The following is a 17,282-nucleotide window of genomic DNA, read 5'->3' on the forward strand; positions in this document are numbered from 1 at the left end:
ACTACGGTACCGAGGTAAGTGATCCGGTTCCAAATAAACTCAAAATTAAAAATGCCAGGAAAATAACAATAAACAAAAAGAAGAGCACTTTAGCAATACCGGTTGCTGTGGACGCAATGCCGCGAAAACCAAATAATCCCGCAACAATGGCAACAACCAAAAAGATGAGCGCCCACTTTAACATGATGATCTCCTTATCTTAAGCGACATGATTATCCTTTGATTATAGTCGAAAAAATAAGGGCGAAGAAAAACACCAAGCGTAGCCTGGGTGTAGAACTGAGGATTAAAAATGAGGTAAGCAATCGTAGGCTTGGCGAGTACAATTAATGCAAACGCTGGGCTTAACAGCACAGCCTACTATGGCAACGCTTACAACCCTGTCGCAATAGGATTAACACCAATATTGGGATTAATACCGCAATCATCGAGAATTTTCAGTAAATTATTACCTTTTTTGGTTAATCGTTTGATGCAGTACTCTTCAAGGTAACTTTTTAAAATATACTCATAATCAGGTAAAGTGAGAATTCGGAGTATTTTCTCCGCCATTTCCAAATGCCGTTTGTTTTCATAATTACAGGCCTGATATAAAACACCACCTAACATTGCCGCAATACTGGCTTTACGAACAGGATTGGCCAAATAAAAACGCTGGATGCATTCATCTATGGCACGTTCCTTATCCCAGGATACCCATTCATCATAAAAGAACATCGCGGGATCGGGATTTAAAAAATTGTTTTTTTCCAACTCTTGAATGGCATAAGCAACTGCTATAATCGCTTGTATATTGGCCCAAGAGCAATTGCCACTAATTTGCGAACTAATTGGCATTTTTGCAACGGGAATCAATCCTAATTGTTGATTAATCACCTGATGAAAATAACGTCTTGGTTGTTTTTTATAAAGAAAATTTTGTAGAAAACTCGCATTCAAAGCTTCAGGATTATTTATTTTATAGATATTAACACTGCCCTCTTGTAAGCTGTTTTCACCCCGATCAATTTTAGCCCACCATAAACCAAAGCGAATAAATCCCATGGCATGACCGCGACTGGCTGCCGGAAGAATCAGCATTGGGGCCTTTAAACATTCATTGAGACGTCTAAAGTGTTGTTCCCCTAAAATAGGCACATGTTGATATTGTAACAGTTCTTCCGCAAGTACAAACGCATCGATAATCACATGCGCCAATGGAAAATAATCACGTAAATGACGTGTTGAATAGCTGCTGATAAAACGTCTGAGCGCATCTCTTATCACAGCAACAGTAAACTCAAGGATAAACCCCTCATAATCCAGTTCAATAAATTCACCCTTGGCATTAACAATATCGACATCTCCTTGTAATTCAAAACGATGCCCAATGAGTTTGCCATTAATAAAATCAAGAGCAAAATCAAGCTTCGCCCCATAGCGATAGAGTAAATGTTTGAGGGGTTCTTGATTGCGTAATACAGGATAAACCAATATCGAAAGTCCATTACGTGTATAAGCATTAGGGTCTGCGCCACTATTTAATAATAATTCTGCCAACTCGACATCATTATTATCTACGGCCCAATGCAGGGGAGTACGTCCGGTCACATCGCCTTTATTTACGTCGACTTTACGCACAATTAATTGTTCAGCAATTTCGAGTTGACGTGTGATAGCGCACTCGATTAAGGGCGTAAAACCGTATTCATCAATGTCATCCAACGATTCTCCTGCTCGAAGATAAGCTTCAAAATCAGGCATTCGATGGCTGATTATGTCACTTGCAATTGTCATTAGGGACCTCTAGGTTTAGGCGTATTAGTGAATTTCGGCATATTACCTAAGCGCAGTTGCTTTTCTTGTTCCTGATTACGTCGTTCATTATCGTATTCACGTCGCGCATCAGTATTTAAAGGAGGTTCTGGATTTAAAGGAGAATCAATACCATCAAAACGCTGACTATCTAAAGCAGGATGTTGTAAAATGCTATTTTGTAACTCACCTTCAAGACCAGGTTGAGACTCCTGATTAGAGTGCTCACGCGCCTTCACGAGTGCTATCCGTCGTTCACCTTGCTGTTCGGCAAGCCGTCTTTGTCGTTCCATGTCTTTAGTTTCAACAACTAAAAAAGAAGTGCTTTGTTCTGCACGCGTTAGTACAGGAAGATTCGATACATTTTTTAGCAAAACATATACAGCACCAATACCACCATCACTAGGCTTCGCGCTATGAAAAGCAGCCACCTCTTCAATTTGCGGCAACCAGTGATTAATTAAATTCTTTAGTAGTGGGGGAGCATTGGTAGCACCTTGTGTACCGTGAACAATAAGCAAAGAATATTTGTTCTTCTTCACCTGTTTTTGAATAAATCCCAACAAAGCCTGACGAGCATCCTCTGGCATTAAATTAGAGAGATCCAGTTTTGCTTCCCAAGAAATTTGTCCTGTTTTTAATTCGTGAAACTGCTTACCAGAAACATAGGGAGTAACATAGGACAAAACACTGCTAGCAAGAACCGGCTCTTCAATATCATCAGTCAAATAATATTCATTTAGCATATTTTAAAAATCCAATCGTGTTAATCAAAGTATAACTTAGGTTGTAAAAAGTAGGAGGATTTTTTTAAAGTTCTGCTTATTGTTTAAAAACTATGACTTATTGTAGCCTGAGTGCAGCGGCCCCCAGGAATGAGGCATAAATAATAACCCTGGGTTACGCTACGCTGCACCCAGGCTACAATAATTACAATAACATCAATATATTACAAAAACTCTCTTTGTAAAATTTCAGCAATTTGTACTGCATTCGATGCCGCACCTTTACGAATATTATCTGCAACGACCCACAAATTTAATCCATTAGGATGGGAAATATCTTGGCGAATTCGCCCCACAAATACATCATCATGTCCTAAAGCATTTTTTATTGCAGTTGGATAACTGGCCTTGCTCACATTATCAACAACCTTTACTCCCGGAGCTTTAGAAAGAATTTTACGCGCTTCGTCTGCAGTTAACGGTTTTTTTAATTCCAAATGAATGGCTTCAGAATGACCATAAATGACCGGTACTCTCACTGCTGTAGGGTTGACCATAATGTGGTCATCTTCCATGATTTTACGTGTTTCCCAGACCATTTTCATTTCTTCGCGGGTATACCCATTCTCTTCAAACTGATCAATATGTGGGATCGCATTAAACGCTATCTGTTGGGGATACACATTAACATTAGCAGGTCGGCCATTCAAAAGATCCCCTACTTGCGCCACAAGTTCACTAATGGCTTTCTTTCCAGTACCTGAAACAGATTGATACGTTGCCACATTAATTCGCGCAATTCCTACTGCATCATATATAGGCTTTAGCGCAACAACCATCTGAATCGTCGAGCAATTAGGGTTGGCAATAATGCCTCTATTTTTATAGTCAGCAATACGGTGAGAATTGACTTCAGGAACAACTAAAGGGATGTCTTCTTCATAGCGGAAACAAGAACTATTATCGATAACCACACATCCACTGGCAGCCGCCTTGGGGGCATATTCTTTAGATACAGAACCACCTGCTGAGAATAAAGCGATGTCTACTTTGCTAAAATCAAACTCCGCCAGATCTAAAACATCCAATTGCTTATTTCTGAATCGCACTGTTTTACCAACAGAGCGAGAACTAGCTAATGGATAAAGATTTTTTATAGGAAAATCTCGCTCTTCCAACACGGTTAGAAACGTTTCACCTACGGCCCCGGTGGCACCAACTATGGCTACATTTAATTCTCTGCTCATTCTCGACCTCATCTAAATTCTATCATCATCTATTCCCTATTGGGAAAAGGAAAAATCCCCTCTCGCTGCGGGAGAGGGCTAGGGAAAGGACGTTTTATTACATCGTTTACCCTCATCCGCCCTACGGGCACCCTCTCCCCTAGGGGAAAGGGATTATTTGCGCTCTTATTATGGAAAAGAACTTATCGCTTTATTTCTCAAATAGTGATCCATCAACACCAAAGCCATCATTGCTTCCGCTATAGGCACAGCCCTAATTCCTACACAAGGGTCATGACGTCCCTTAGTTACGATCGTCACTTCATCCCCAGAGGTATTAAGCGTCTTACCTGGAGTAATAATGCTCGAAGTAGGCTTTAATGCGATACTCACTTCTATATTTTGTCCTGTGGAAATACCACCCAAAATACCACCCGCATGATTACTCAGAAATCCCTGACGCGACATTTGATCTCTATGTACAGAACCCAACTGATTCACCGCAGCAAATCCCGCACCAACTTCAACACCTTTAACAGCATTAATGGACATCATAGCATAAGCTAAGGTAGCATCCAGTCTATCAAATACGGGGTCGCCTAATCCTACAGGCACATTTTTCGCAATCACCTTAACCCGAGCGCCCACAGAGTCCCCTTGGCGTCTTAAGCGTTCAATTGCATCAGCAAGATCCTGAGTTTGAGTCGTGTTAGGGCAGAAAAAAGGATTATTATTAATCTCTGCCTCATCAACAAAGTCCAAAATCAAATCGCCCATCTGCTGCAAATAACCCACTATTTCCAAGTTTAAATGACGCTGCAAATACAAACGCGCAATCGCTCCAGCCGCTACACGTGCTGCTGTTTCTCGGGCTGAAGAACGACCGCCGCCACGATAATCTCTATGTCCATATTTATGATGATAGGTAAAATCTGCATGACCTGGACGAAATAAATTTTTGATTTCTTCATAATCCCTCGAGCGTTGATCAGTATTATGAATCAATAAGGCAATCGGTGCCCCCGTCGTTTTACCTTCAAATACACCAGATAGAATTTGTACCTTGTCTTCCTCTCTGCGTTGTGTTGTGTATTTAGATTGTCCAGGCTTACGCTTATCCAGAAATGGTTGAATATCCTCTTCCTGCAACATCAATCCAGGAGGACAGCCATCTACCACGCAACCAATAGCCGGCCCATGGCTTTCACCAAATGTGGTTACCGTAAATAAAGTTCCCAATGTGTTACCGGACATTAAAGTACTCGTCTAGCTGCTGCTTCGTTAATAAAAATATACCTTGGCCACCATGGCTCATCTCAAGCCAGGTGAAGGGAAGATCGGGATAAGCCTCACATAAAGCCTCTTCACTGTTCCCTACTTCCACAATCAAAACACCTTCTTCGCTTAAATAGTCAGACGCATTCTGGAGAATTGTTTTAACAATAGCTAATCCATTATTACCGGTTTCCAAAGCTAAAACAGGCTCATGCCGGAACTCATCAGGTAGAGTCTGCATCTCTTCCTTACCCACATAGGGCGGATTGCTGACAATTAAATCATAGCCTACCTTTGGCACTTTGGAGAAACAATCCGACTCAATTAAAGTAAGTTGCTCTTCAACACCCAACTCTTCGCGATTCATGGCAGCAACAGCAAGTGCTTCGCTAGAAATATCAACTGCATCGACCTGTGCCTCAGGAAAAGCATAACAACAAGCAATTGCAATGCATCCACTTCCCGTACACAAATCCAAAATACGGTGCACCTTATCCGCCTCGACCCAAGGTGAAAATTCATTTTTTATCAGTTCCGCGATAGGTGAACGCGGAATAAGAACCCGTTCATCCACATAAAATGGAATATCACAGAAATAAGCTTCTTTAATTAGATAAGGCACTGGTACGCGATGATTAATGCGCTTTTCCAATTGTTGATATAAATATTTCTTTTCACTTGTAGTGAGACGTGCGTTAAGCCAATTTGCATCTAGATCATAGGGCAAAGACAAGCTTCTCAAGATTAATGAATGCATATCATCCCAAGCATTATCGGTGCCATGGCCATAATATAAATTCGCATGAGTTGCGCAAGACACGCTAAAACGTAAAAAATCTAAAATCGTGACTAATTCTTCCGTTTCCTTAAGTATATAGTTGCTCATGGGGCTTCAATTCTCATCCAGAAAAAGTACAAATTGTACCCTATGTTAATCAACAAAAGTAGCCTATTGAGTAACCAGGTGCATGGAGATCCCCCCGCTACGCTCCGGATTGCATGTGTTATTGGTTACCAAGCTCAATAAACGTAGGCTGAGCTGCTGCTAAGCCCCGCATGTAACCAAGCCAATATTTCTTTCTAAGTAGATGGATAAACACTTGATAACTGAGCTTACCGTCCAGGTTTGATGATGCACATTTTGGAGCGTAAGAATTAATGCTACAAACGCTGGGCTTAACAGCCCAGCCTATGCGGCCACAACGAAACCATATCAAAATACTGCGCAACCTGGGGTGCAGCGTAGCGTAACCCGGGTTATACTTCAGTTATCACTTAATTATTTTTAGTAAAATATGGCTGACGATTTTTTGTCGGATGAAGACAAAGCCCTGTTTCGAGAATCCATGCGTTCCGTAAAACCGTTGACTCAACAAGCAAAGGTCAAGGTGTTGCAACCTAAGCCTGCAATTCCTAAAAAAAAGACACCACAACCAACACAAGAAAAAAAGGCATACTACTTATCTGATACGATTGTCGATACGGTTCTTTCCGAAACAATCCTGTCCTATGTTCATCCCAGCCTTTCCAACCAAAGATTCAAAGCATTAAGAATGGGCCACATCCCCTGGGAAGCCCGCTTGGATTTACATGGCTTAAAAAGTGAAAATGCGCGCGAGACCTTGTGTCAATTTATTCAAACTCAAGCGGAAAATGACAAAAGATGCATCTTAATCATTCACGGTAAAGGCGGTTATCTTGGTGCACCGCCCGTCATTAAAAATTTGCTAAATCGCTGGTTACCCCAGTTAGACGAGGTCCTGGCTTTTCACAGTGCACTTCCCAAAGATGGGGGAAGTGGCGCAGTCTATGTCCTGCTTAAAAGAAAAAGATAGGCACGGCACCCAGACTACATTTAAATGGTTGCCTTACTTGCGTTAAGACCCCATTCTGGGGATAATTCGCTACATTAATAAAATATCAAGAGAGAACATGGAACATTTAGGTCAATTCATCATAAATCATTGGCAGCTATGGCTCGCCTTTATCGTGATTTTATTCTTAGTCTTTATCAACGAGCTCATCACACAAAAAAAGAAGGCCAAGGAACTCACGCCGCAAGTTGCTGTTGATTTAATCAATAATGAAAATGCGGTGGTCATTGATCTGCGTGATAAAGAGGCCTATACCAAAGGTCATATTATTGATTCAATCCATGCGAAAAGCGAGGATTTTGAACAACAAAAAATGGATAAATATAAAAATAAACCCCTTATTCTGATCGCTACACGCCCTTTTGATGCTCAGTCTCTTGCCAACAAAATTCGTGCTCAAGGGTACCAAGCCCATGTACTGAGTGGCGGGATTGCTGCTTGGCAAAATGCCGAGTTACCTTTAGTTAAAGGAAAGTAAGATTATGGCTGAAGTCATCATGTACAGTACTGCTTATTGCCCTTACTGTGTCAGAGCCAAAGAGTTATTACAGCAAAAGCACGCTTCATTTACCGAGATTCGTGTGGATGTACAGCCCGAATTACGTGATGAAATGATAAGCAAAAGTGGTAGACGTACCGTGCCACAAATTTTCATTAATGGCCAACATATTGGTGGCTGCGATGATTTATATGCCCTGGACGCCCAGGGGAAACTCGATACATTACTAAGAGGATAACAAAGTCATGAATGAACAAGAAAACCAGGCGCAACAAAATCAAAATGAAACCCAATTTATGATTCAAAGGATTTATGTTAAAGATTTATCTTTTGAAACCCCTAATACTCCTGCTGTATTCCAACAACAATGGGAACCTGAACTGAATCTTGAACTCAATACCGCCAATACCAAACTGGAAGAAGGCGTTTTTGAAGTGGTATTAACGGTTACGGCAACAGTATCCAATAAGAAAGCTACGGCATTTCTTGTTGAAGTAAAACAAGCAGGTATTTTTACCATCCAAGGCGCTCCAGAGAATCAACTGGATCACTTATTAAATAGTTTCTGCCCCAATATTTTATTCCCTTATGCTCGTGAAGCAATTACATCACAAGTAATTCGTGGCAGCTTCCCACAACTGGTACTGGCACCTATTAATTTTGATGCACTATACATGCAACAAGTTGCAGAAAAACAAAAAGAAACCCAAGCTTAAAAATTTACATTGAAGCGTACAAAAATAGCTTAATAAACGTAGGCTGGGCTGCTAAGCCCAGCACGCAAGAACGCGCCAAAGTATTTTTCCTTAGGAGCATATGAAAAAGATACTTGCTAATTAGGCTTACATTAATGGGTTTCATGATAGCATTTCGAAAGTAAGAATTAATTCTGTAAACGCTGGGCTTAACAGCCCAGCCTACCTTGCTTAAATAACGTGTCGTTCCCGCGTAGGCGGGAATCCATTCCTAAATTGGCTTTGGCCTTACTTTAGGGTTGGATCCCGCCTTCGCGGGGATGACAATTTACGTGCAAGGCTTTAACTTTAACTTAATAGGACACAGCTTCGAGCTTCATTTAACTCTAGTTAAGAATATAAAAATGAACCAAACAACCATTGCTATATTAGGTGCCGGCTCTTGGGGTACTGCCGTTGCAATTCACCTGGCTAAGGCAGGGCATCATGTTTTGTTGTGGGGACATGATCCTCAACATATTGCGCTGATGAAAGAAAAAAAAGCAAACCCGCGCTTTTTACCAGGCATCAATTTTCCTGATACTTTGGAGGTTTCAGCTGATTTCGATCACTGCATCAACGCAGCCCAATACGTCATTGTTGCGGTTCCTTCCCATGCATTTGCGGAAATTATTACAAAAATAAAAAAACCACCCCAAGGTTTAGCTTGGCTGACTAAAGGCATCGATCCACAAAGCCATCAATTATTAAGTGATCTGGTAAGTCAAACTTTTGGCCCTTCCTTTCCGCAAGCAATTATTTCAGGCCCATCGTTTGCTAAAGAAGTCGCTCATTTTTTACCTACGGCGATGACTTTGGCTTCCAATGATCCGCAATATCAAAAAAACATTCGCGAATTACTTCATCACGACAATGTGCGTGTTTATATGAGTGACGATCTGATTGGCATCCAGGTTTGTGGTGCGATTAAAAACGTCTTGGCTATAGGCTGTGGGATCAGTGATGGTTTGGGTTATGGCGCGAATGCCAAAGCAGCATTAATAACACGTGGCTTAGCAGAAATGGAGCGACTGGGGCTTGCATTGGGCGCACGCGCAGAGACTTTTCTTGGATTAGCGGGTGTTGGTGACTTGGTGTTGACCTGTACTGATGATCAATCACGAAACCGTCGCTTTGGTTTACTTGTAGGACAAAACATCAGCATCACCGATGCCGAAAAACAAATTGGCCAAGTTGTAGAAGGCAAATACAACGCCTCACAAGTTTGCTTCATCGCCAAACAACACCAAGTCGAAATGCCCATCTGTGAGCAGATTAATGCGCTGTTACAAGGTAAAATTAGTGCAAAACAAGTGGTACAAAATCTAATGAGTAGACCGCCAAAGGATGAATGAGCTCTCCACGGTTACGGCTCCGCCTCCACCCAAGCGATACAACGTAACATGTAGCCTGGGTGCAGGGTTCAGAATCGCACAAACAATGTCAAGGCCTAACATCCACAAGCTCAATATCAGCCGATGCCAGCTGTTCCCCTAAAAATATCTCACCTACAATCTGGAAGCGCTTGATAGAATCAGTGACTAAATAGTTCATTTTGCGATGCAAGGCAGGAACATTACTCAACAAATCCTGCTTTTCGAGCAGCTGCTGCAGTGCAAGCGATGTTGCATGTGCCGAGTCGACTATCGTCACTCCTTGTGGCAATAAGCTGTGTAACAAAGGCTTAAACACTGGGAAATGGGTACATCCCAACAACACCGTATCTTCGTGAGTAAAGCCATCCAGATAATGCTTTAACGCTTCACGAGCCACTTGGTTGTTCACCATGCCTTCTTCTGCTAAAGCAACCAAGACACTGCACGCACGCGTATTAATTTCGGCCTGCGGTAATTTTTGGATAATAAGCTGTTGGTATGCATTCGATGCAATCGTTGTTTCAGTCGCCAAAACAATAATACGTTTGTTTGTAGTTGCCGCAACCGCCGCTGCAGCCCCTGGAGCAACCACCCCAAGCACAGGCATGTCAGGTAGCATTTCTTGCAAATACGGCAATGCCGCGGTAGTTGCGGTATTACAGGCAATCACTAAAGCCTTAATCCGCCGCTCTACTAACAATTTTACCATTTGCATCGCATATTGTTTTACAGTATCCGGGCTTTTAGTCCCATAAGGCAGCCGGGCAGTATCCCCTAAATAAATAAACGATTCTTGCGGCAATCCCTCACGTAATGCACGCAAAACCGTTAGGCCGCCCATCCCTGAGTCAAATACACCAATCGCCAGTTGGTTTGAATTCAATTGATTCCCCTCTATTGTTAATCGTCACTCCCACCGCCAAGAGTAGGAGCACGAGATACCATCGGACCCTGCACTGCAATATCCTTTTTCGCTCTAGTGGCAATATCCTGTTTCCTACCTTCATCCAATGAATCTCTAAAGAGACTGGTAGCAGATTTCACACCTTTATCGATTGCATTTCTTTTATCTTTATTAACCAAAGCCTTGAACTCGTCTACTTTTGCATCAACTAATGATTTGGCTGAACCTTCAAATACCTTCTTATAAGCAGATTCCGCAGTATAACGACCAAAACTTCGTTCGTTATCCGGTCTCCAAGAACTAGTACCTCTAAATTCTATTTTATCACGCGAGAACTTAGGGTGCTCTTCACCTAGACGGCACACTGCTGTCCATAAAAATTGTAATTGCTTATCCTTCCCATGCACTCCATTTAATCTAATAGGGCTCTTACCATTCCAGTCTTTTAATAGATTTTTTGCAGCCTCCATAGCTTGTTCTGCTAAAAATTTATCCCCCCCTGTAGCTGCTTCAGCTATATTTACCCTTATAGGTCTAGAGCCATCTGTGTTAGCTGGACCAGGATGATAATCAACTGTAACGCGTGATTGGGATACTGGGGCTCCGCCAGGTGTTGTTGGATTAGGATGAGTTATGTCAATAGCAAGGACTTGACCTGCTTTGGGTATGTCTTTGACTTTAAAGATCGGCGCATCGGGATCCGCATTAACCGTACCGTGCACCACGGGTGCAGGTCCTGAAGCATTTGCTTGAATCGCTGTATCTGATGCTTTTTCCTTGCCCTTGTCAAGAACTGTGTATTTAATAGTTTCTGTCTCTACAAGAGCAGTTCCCGTACCCTTCATCATTTTGTCAATGTCTCTTAAGGCTCCGCCTATTTTGTCTTGTACCCCTTTATAAAATTCCAATTGCTCATCAATTACAGCAAGTTCTTTTTCTAATCTGTCATGCAGCTCTTTGGTTGCTTTCCTTACTGCTCCACGTTGTGGCGCAGTAGGATCTTCAGCGGGCATAGGCGTATCATCGAGACGTGCTTGCAGATCGCGTTGAGCTGTCGCTAAATGCTCTATAAGTAGATCGCATTGTCCTGACAGCGCTTTATATTCCCCTATCATTTTCCCAGCTTTATTCTTTGCGATTTCGTCATTTGCTTTACTAAATAAATTAGGGAGTATCGCAAGATCTTGATTAAGCTTATCTAAATGCCCTTTATGTTTTTCAATCTTTGGCGTAATTTTTTCTTGTTGGTCTAGATTTTCATTGATCTCTTTTATAACTTTCAGTCTTTTCTCATCAGTAGCCATAGGACCAACAAAATTAGACTTAAGTCTAAGGTCTTCTACAGCACGAAATTGCTCAGGCGTAAATTCTCTACGCAACTCCGCTTTCATTTTCTCCTCAGGAGAATTAGCAGCTGGGCTTGGAATAAGCTCATCAAGGAATCCATCAGGATCGTTGTGATATAAAAATGTCTCTACAATTTTTTTGATACCAGCCACAGAATTCATATTATAGGGTGGTGGTGCTGGTACTGTTGGCGGTACTGTTGCTGGTTGCGGTTTGGTAAGACCATGTGTCCCTTCTACTCTCGCAAAAATCTCCACAAGTTTTTTCTGTGACTCAGTTAGACCAGTGGGAGGAGGGGTAGGATCTGCAAGAGCAGCAAACAAGTGTTGGTTCGTTACCTGTCGTGCTTTAACAGCAACTGCGATTGCATTGCCACCAGCACCATTTAAAACATTACTGTTACGGTCTGTTAGGTTAAACGCTTGATGAAATACATCATCAGTCCCCTTACCAAGAACAGTAGCAATTTCTGTAATAAAGGTTTTATAATCAGCAGCAGTATTTATATCAAATGGAACAGCTGGATGTACAGCTCCTGGATTATGTCGTCTATTTAATAAAATTGCATTTATACGATCAATCTTATCTTGATCAAGATCATCAGTACGGCCTGCCAAAACTTTTGCTATTTCGGGATTACTAATTTGCCTAAGCAAAGCAAGTCGTTCATTTTCAGCAGCTAATCCAGCAACAACAAGCGGTTGTCCCTTGGCGTTTTTATTTCCCAAAAGGGAGTGAAGCCTGTCTTCAGTTTTTGCATTAATTAACACATCAACCTTTTGACGATCTACTGTTCCATCAGCTTTAAATAGCTCTTTTTGCTTTTCACTGGGTAAGTCTTTAAATACTACCTTTAATTGTGCATGTATTCCTGCGCCGCCTAGACGAGATGTTGCAACTGCGGCATCAAAATCTGCTTCGCGCTTAGTTCGCGCCTTAACATCAACCCCCTCACGAATTGCGGCTCTTAACTCAGGCAAGTCCTCCTTCTTAAGAAAATCAAAGGCATTAGGATCTCCAACCTTCGCATTCATCGCTACTTTAAAACTATCTAAATTAGCAGCGTTTTCCTGAAGCTTTTTCAACTCAACGTCACTAAGAGTTGGAATCAAATGCTTAATTGCATCCTTCGCTAAAGCAAGTTTAATCGCGGCCACATTTGTATCTGTTACAGCCTTGTCGATGATAGCATCGTCACCACGGACGTTTATAAAGTTTTTTAAGTGTGTTCTTAAATTAGTTGCATCTGCTGCCTTCAATGCACTGATTAAATGCCCATTTGGAGCTACAGTGGGTATCTTTGCTTTCAGATATTGTTCACATAATGCTTGTTGATGATCATTTGCAAATTTTTGTTTTTTGGGATCATCCACGCCCGGCATTCTGCCCTTATATAGGTTCGCGCCATCCTCTTTTAAATTTGGACTAGTTGCTAAATTATCAAAGAAATTTACAGGATCCCTCTGGCTAAGGATAGCTTGCATCCCCAAAAGATTCGCGTCTGTAACACTACTTCTAAACTCCCGTAGTTGTTTCTCAAACTCTGTTATGGCCTTGTCGTCAAGCAGGGTCTTATGGCGTGCTGTAGCTGCATCAACAACAATCCCCCTGTCGGCAAATGTCATCGCATCAACAAGCTTATCTACTGTTGTGGGCGGAGTAATCCCTCCTGCGGTAGCAAGTGCTTTCGCAGCTGCTTGAAGTTCTCTTTCATTTGTAGCCTTAACTAGATCATCAAATAATTTAGGATCAGTGAGTCCAGGTTTAGCTATTAATTGAATTAATACCTGGTTTGCTGCTTCTGTTCTAACGCGCAGCAAAGCATCTTTAGTCAGAATATCCTCATTAGCTGTATTCCATCCAGGTACCGTGTTGAGTGTAAGTCCAAGAGCATTTTGTTTTAATTCTAAGTAGTCTCTCAGTTGTTTTCCATTATCTGCATAATCCGTTGTTAAAAGACCAACTAAAGCATCAGTTGGTGCGCCAGCTAATGCAAATTTGACACGTTGCTCAGCAGCGGCTTGTTTCATTAGTCTAAAAGTATTCGTTGGGTCGGTTGCTTCTATATAGTCATCGCCACGTACCGAAGGTCTCTTATAAAGTCCTGCAAGAGTGTGATCGATTCCGCCCCAAAATGCGGCATGAGCAATCACGGCATCTTCAAAAGGGCCTTGTGTTTCATTAGCTGACAATATTGCCTCTAATGCAGCATTTCTAATAGGAACATTCCTCGGTGCAACTCGTAACGCAGTGGTATTTCTTATCGCAGTTAACAACTCTCTATTCTTAGGCATAATCAAACACTCCGCAGACCATTATGTATTTATTTTAAACTTATTTTCTTAAAATAACCTTAAATTTCATCGCTCCAGTACATCTTGCTTGAATAAAGGCGGTAAGATGGACTAACGTTATAACATTATTATAGCAAGATTAAAGGATTACGTGTGAAAATCATACTAACTGGATTATTATTTGCATTAATAAATGGAGTGCATGCTCAAGGGTGTGTCATTGGGGAAATTCCTTCGCAACCGCGGTATGTCTGTTTTGATGGCAGAACATTGCAAATGGCAGAAGATGGCCATTACCGCTGGAACGCCAAAAGAGGCTGTTTTGTCAGCGCAGTCCCCTGCTGTGCGTACAAGGCCACTCATTACGCATTTTACCCCAACCCCGCCAAAATTGGCGCCGCCTATGCCCGTTGCCGCCATGACTACCCCTTCCACTTGGGAGAAATGCAAACGCATTAGTCCTCATAACCCAGGTTCTGCAGCACAGTAGTGTAGCCTGGGTGAAGGCGAATGCCGTAACCCGGGGTTCACAATAAAATCACGCTCCCATAACCCGGGTTTGGCCGCGCTGCACCCAGGCTACATATTTCTACATATTTCGATATCATCTGCTTCTCATTCCCCTACCCTTTTGATATTCTGGGTATAGGAAATCCAACCTTTTATTTAAACGAGTATGGTTCATTATCGACGTGATTTTACTGCGGGCGGTATGTATTTTTTTACTCTTACCTTACGCAATAGGCATTCAAACTTATTGACCTTACACATCAGAAACTTAGGCAATGCATTTAGAGCGGTGCGTAAAAAAGCCCATTTTGAAATGCATGCTTTTGTTATCCTACCAGATCACCTTCATGTGATTTGGCAATTACCTTATAACGATTTTGATTATTCTCGGCGCTGGCTTTTAATAAAAGCACATTTTACTCGTTCACTAATAAAATCTGGAATATCACTAAAACCCAATCAACGAGGTGAATATAATTTTTGGCAAAGAAGATTTTGGGAACATCGGATACGAAATGAATTAGATTATCAAAGGCATGTTGAATACATTCATTATAATCCTGTAAAACATGGGTTAGTAACGTCACCGAAGGTATGGCCTTACTCAAGTATCCATCGATTTATACGTCAGGGCATTATTGATTCCAATTGGGGAGGAACATCTCTTGAGGGAAGTTTTGGTGATGTGTAGCCTGGGTGCAGCGCAGCGGAACCCGGGTTTCGGCTTTCGCCTGCACCCAGGCTACACGGCAACAGATGCTTCCTGACTTGGCCCTGAATCGATTAGATTTACTTCGATTTCATCGCCAGCTTCATCATCAGATTCATCGCCAGAAAAGAAGGAAAAAGAATTGGGTTCTTTAGCTTTTTTGCGTTCCATCGCTTGGTTAATCATAGTATTTATTTCCCATTGGCTTGAAGTCCAACCATATAATCCGCGCAATTGGCGAATAATCCAGTATCTACTGCGTAACTGGCGGATGTATTTCACAGGGGCTGCTTCTTCCTCAGGAGAGTCGCCATTGATATCGTCTTTTAATTGTTCTAGTTTGTCTGCAAAGCCAGGGCATCCCTCATTCACCTTGATAAAATGTTTCATGCACTCCATGGCCAAATTCTTTTGAAACTTCAAACCAAAGCGATGATCTTCACCTATATCTCGTAAAATCTCTTTAAAGGCTCCATAACTCATATTCACTTTTATTCCTTCTAAATAAGGATTTTTAAACGTGTATGCTTTAACGGATAGCAAGAGCTCTTCTTCGTATTCTTCTGTATACTGTGCTTCATTGGCTAACAAATGCTTGGCAATTAAGAAACCATTGTTCTGTACATCCTCACTATCCACTAACCCCGCTTGCACTCGTTCCAATACGATATCTAAAGGAGTCTTGCCGACACTGTTAGGTACATTAATGAATTCAGCAAACATGCCTAAGGTTTCTTCATAGCGATATTCGCCAAGCTTAATTGCAATATGTAATGGCGTGTCTTCTGGATCAAATCCATCGTCTTTTTTAGATAACTCTTGATAAGAAGCAATCGATTTCTGCATTTGTTGTCGTAGCGCCTCTGTTGCCCACTGCGGCGGAATGATTTCTTGCACTAAAATACGGATTTGTTCTGCATCTAATTGCTCCAAGTAATCACGAAATTTGGCGCTCGAAAACAATGCAGCACGCAAGCGTGCAAGTCGTGCACTGGTGGCTTGATTCATTAAGGCAACTTGGGCACGCTCTGAAGCCTTATTCATATCAGCACATTCCTGTAAGGTCCGCTTAATGAGTTCTTTGGGCATTAAAATGTGCTTAAAAAAGGATTTCCATTTTGCCCTGACAAATTGGGGGTTATCACTTAACTGCGAAAAAGCACCGATCTCGTCATAACTGTGGTACTCCTTATTATCCAAAGGATTAGACACATAACCAAATTTCGTAGGCCAATAGGCGTTGGATGAATTGGTTAAACACATCAGCGATTCCAAATCATCTACGGTAATGTCAAAAGCATTGGGACCATGGAATAAATGAAAAGGCCTGCGGGTTTGAAATCCCATGATGCTGTCGACAAACATTAAATCATGATCGATTTTGAAAAATACCGCATGCGGCTTACCATTGCGTTCGACTAAATAGAAACCATAATTTCCCTTATGTAAATCATCCTCTTCTAAGGTATACGAAGTCGCAAAGATACTGGCCAATGATTCATAATCAAGAGTTATACGCCCGGCCTCTTCTTCTTCAACTAAGAGCGCGAAAAATCCTTGAGGAAGTTTATCAAGAAAATGAATCGGTATTTTGGCGGGATTATTCCTTTTTTTAGGGACGAAATCCCAGCCCTCATCAGTATCTTTTAAAGCATAAAAATTATGATCAAGACCTTCTTTTTTGCTAATGAGATGGCAAAGATGTTCGACTGCTAAGCCAAGAACATTATTGCCCTCATCAAGCACTAAGTGATTAGAAGGCGTCAGATCAGGCAATAGAAAAAGACGCGCCAATTGGCCAAACATTACTTCAAGGCGCGATAGCTCGGAGCGACCGTATTTATTTTTTTTATAAATGACTTTGTAGGAAGGATCGATTTGATTGGGGGGAGTATATATGGCGTTGAGGTATGCCACATGCGCAGTTAACCGTGATGCGGGGCCTTTCTTGATATCTTTAATACGGAAAAAAGCAGGCATAAATGAAAATCAAATTGATGTCACACAAGCGTGTC

Annotated in this window: 16 protein-coding genes; 7 read left to right on the plus strand and 9 right to left on the minus strand. The window is 41.7% G+C overall.

What is annotated here, in order from left to right; all coding sequences use genetic code 11:
* Position 1 precedes the first annotated feature (1 nt).
* The 6 genes from BGO44_RS00635 to prmB all read right to left on the minus strand — a co-directional run bounded on the left by BGO44_RS00635 (position 2) and on the right by prmB (position 5,906).
* On the minus strand, positions 2–184 hold the full coding sequence (locus tag BGO44_RS00635; RefSeq protein ID WP_273197601.1) for a DUF1328 domain-containing protein: 183 nt from the start codon (positions 182–184) through the stop codon (positions 2–4).
* Between the two features lie 188 nt (positions 185–372).
* Positions 373–1,776: a Dot/Icm T4SS effector AnkH/LegA3 gene (gene ankH, locus BGO44_RS00640; protein WP_273197603.1), complete on the minus strand. Its 1,404-nt coding sequence runs from the start codon at positions 1,774–1,776 to the stop codon at positions 373–375.
* Positions 1,776–2,540, minus strand: a complete 765-nt coding sequence (locus BGO44_RS00645; RefSeq protein WP_273197605.1) for a Smr/MutS family protein — start codon at positions 2,538–2,540, stop codon at positions 1,776–1,778. Before BGO44_RS00645 ends, ankH begins: the two co-directional genes overlap by 1 nt.
* A gap of 203 nt (positions 2,541–2,743) precedes the next feature.
* Complete coding sequence (locus tag BGO44_RS00650; protein WP_273197608.1) at positions 2,744–3,766, minus strand: aspartate-semialdehyde dehydrogenase; 1,023 nt, start codon at positions 3,764–3,766, stop codon at positions 2,744–2,746.
* Between the two features lie 168 nt (positions 3,767–3,934).
* The gene (gene aroC, locus BGO44_RS00655; RefSeq protein WP_273197610.1) at positions 3,935–4,999 is read right to left on the minus strand and encodes a chorismate synthase; all 1,065 of its coding nucleotides are present in this window, start codon (positions 4,997–4,999) and stop codon (positions 3,935–3,937) included.
* Positions 4,989–5,906 carry a 50S ribosomal protein L3 N(5)-glutamine methyltransferase gene (gene prmB, locus BGO44_RS00660; protein WP_058511870.1) on the minus strand — a complete coding sequence of 306 codons (918 nt, stop codon included), beginning with the start codon at positions 5,904–5,906 and terminating at the stop codon, positions 4,989–4,991. The genes aroC and prmB overlap by 11 nt, the downstream gene beginning before the upstream one ends.
* A gap of 409 nt (positions 5,907–6,315) precedes the next feature.
* On the opposite strand from prmB, the gene BGO44_RS00665 reads away from it, so the two are divergent.
* From BGO44_RS00665 to BGO44_RS00685, 5 genes are all read left to right on the plus strand, one after another.
* Positions 6,316–6,855, plus strand: a complete 540-nt coding sequence (locus tag BGO44_RS00665) for a Smr/MutS family protein (RefSeq protein ID WP_273197613.1) — start codon at positions 6,316–6,318, stop codon at positions 6,853–6,855.
* Positions 6,856–6,952: 97 nt separating this feature from the next.
* The gene (locus BGO44_RS00670; RefSeq protein ID WP_058511868.1) at positions 6,953–7,372 is read left to right on the plus strand and encodes a rhodanese-like domain-containing protein; all 420 of its coding nucleotides are present in this window, start codon (positions 6,953–6,955) and stop codon (positions 7,370–7,372) included.
* Between the two features lie 4 nt (positions 7,373–7,376).
* Positions 7,377–7,631 (plus strand): glutaredoxin 3, encoded by a 255-nt coding sequence (grxC, locus tag BGO44_RS00675; protein ID WP_058511867.1) that lies wholly within the window; start codon positions 7,377–7,379, stop codon positions 7,629–7,631.
* A gap of 7 nt (positions 7,632–7,638) precedes the next feature.
* Positions 7,639–8,109: a protein-export chaperone SecB gene (gene secB / locus BGO44_RS00680; protein WP_058511866.1), complete on the plus strand. Its 471-nt coding sequence runs from the start codon at positions 7,639–7,641 to the stop codon at positions 8,107–8,109.
* A 383-nt stretch (positions 8,110–8,492) separates the two neighbouring features.
* Complete coding sequence (locus BGO44_RS00685) at positions 8,493–9,482, plus strand: NAD(P)H-dependent glycerol-3-phosphate dehydrogenase (protein ID WP_058511865.1); 990 nt, start codon at positions 8,493–8,495, stop codon at positions 9,480–9,482.
* An 88-nt stretch (positions 9,483–9,570) separates the two neighbouring features.
* On the opposite strand, the gene murI is transcribed toward BGO44_RS00685, so the two are convergent.
* Complete coding sequence (gene murI / locus BGO44_RS00690) at positions 9,571–10,386, minus strand: glutamate racemase (protein WP_273197617.1); 816 nt, start codon at positions 10,384–10,386, stop codon at positions 9,571–9,573.
* A gap of 17 nt (positions 10,387–10,403) precedes the next feature.
* Positions 10,404–14,048 (minus strand): interaptin, encoded by a 3,645-nt coding sequence (locus BGO44_RS00695; protein ID WP_273197619.1) that lies wholly within the window; start codon positions 14,046–14,048, stop codon positions 10,404–10,406.
* 202 nt (positions 14,049–14,250) lie between these two features.
* On the opposite strand from BGO44_RS00695, the gene BGO44_RS00700 reads away from it, so the two are divergent.
* Positions 14,251–14,538: a hypothetical protein gene (locus BGO44_RS00700; protein ID WP_273197621.1), complete on the plus strand. Its 288-nt coding sequence runs from the start codon at positions 14,251–14,253 to the stop codon at positions 14,536–14,538.
* A 186-nt stretch (positions 14,539–14,724) separates the two neighbouring features.
* A complete protein-coding gene (locus BGO44_RS00705; protein ID WP_273197623.1) occupies positions 14,725–15,249 on the plus strand; it encodes an REP-associated tyrosine transposase in 525 nt (174 codons plus the stop codon).
* Between the two features lie 51 nt (positions 15,250–15,300).
* Here the strand turns inward: BGO44_RS00705 and ankK are convergent, their stop codons facing one another.
* Entirely contained in the window at positions 15,301–17,247 is a 1,947-nt protein-coding gene (gene ankK / locus BGO44_RS00710; protein ID WP_273197625.1) for a Dot/Icm T4SS effector AnkK/LegA5, read from the minus strand.
* Positions 17,248–17,282: the final 35 nt, after the last annotated feature.

This window comes from Legionella sp. 39-23 (genome assembly GCF_001897665.1).
GTDB lineage: Bacteria > Pseudomonadota > Gammaproteobacteria > Legionellales > Legionellaceae > Legionella > Legionella steelei.

What these genes read in the sequence shown, in the direction of transcription:
- BGO44_RS00670 (WP_058511868.1), top strand. Translation starts at nt 6,953, where the DNA reads ATGGAACATTTAGGTCAATTCATCATAAATCATTGGCAGCTATGGCTC.
- secB (WP_058511866.1), top strand. Translation starts at nt 7,639, where the DNA reads ATGAATGAACAAGAAAACCAGGCGCAACAAAATCAAAATGAAACCCAA.
- BGO44_RS00665 (WP_273197613.1), top strand. Translation starts at nt 6,316, where the DNA reads ATGGCTGACGATTTTTTGTCGGATGAAGACAAAGCCCTGTTTCGAGAA.
- BGO44_RS00705 (WP_273197623.1), top strand. Translation starts at nt 14,725, where the DNA reads ATGGTTCATTATCGACGTGATTTTACTGCGGGCGGTATGTATTTTTTT.
- prmB (WP_058511870.1), bottom strand. Translation starts at nt 5,906, where the DNA reads ATGAGCAACTATATACTTAAGGAAACGGAAGAATTAGTCACGATTTTA.
- ankK (WP_273197625.1), bottom strand. Translation starts at nt 17,247, where the DNA reads ATGCCTGCTTTTTTCCGTATTAAAGATATCAAGAAAGGCCCCGCATCA.
- BGO44_RS00635 (WP_273197601.1), bottom strand. Translation starts at nt 184, where the DNA reads ATGTTAAAGTGGGCGCTCATCTTTTTGGTTGTTGCCATTGTTGCGGGA.
- BGO44_RS00685 (WP_058511865.1), top strand. Translation starts at nt 8,493, where the DNA reads ATGAACCAAACAACCATTGCTATATTAGGTGCCGGCTCTTGGGGTACT.
- BGO44_RS00650 (WP_273197608.1), bottom strand. Translation starts at nt 3,766, where the DNA reads ATGAGCAGAGAATTAAATGTAGCCATAGTTGGTGCCACCGGGGCCGTA.
- aroC (WP_273197610.1), bottom strand. Translation starts at nt 4,999, where the DNA reads ATGTCCGGTAACACATTGGGAACTTTATTTACGGTAACCACATTTGGT.
- BGO44_RS00645 (WP_273197605.1), bottom strand. Translation starts at nt 2,540, where the DNA reads ATGCTAAATGAATATTATTTGACTGATGATATTGAAGAGCCGGTTCTT.
- BGO44_RS00700 (WP_273197621.1), top strand. Translation starts at nt 14,251, where the DNA reads ATGCTCAAGGGTGTGTCATTGGGGAAATTCCTTCGCAACCGCGGTATG.
- grxC (WP_058511867.1), top strand. Translation starts at nt 7,377, where the DNA reads ATGGCTGAAGTCATCATGTACAGTACTGCTTATTGCCCTTACTGTGTC.
- ankH (WP_273197603.1), bottom strand. Translation starts at nt 1,776, where the DNA reads ATGACAATTGCAAGTGACATAATCAGCCATCGAATGCCTGATTTTGAA.
- BGO44_RS00695 (WP_273197619.1), bottom strand. Translation starts at nt 14,048, where the DNA reads ATGCCTAAGAATAGAGAGTTGTTAACTGCGATAAGAAATACCACTGCG.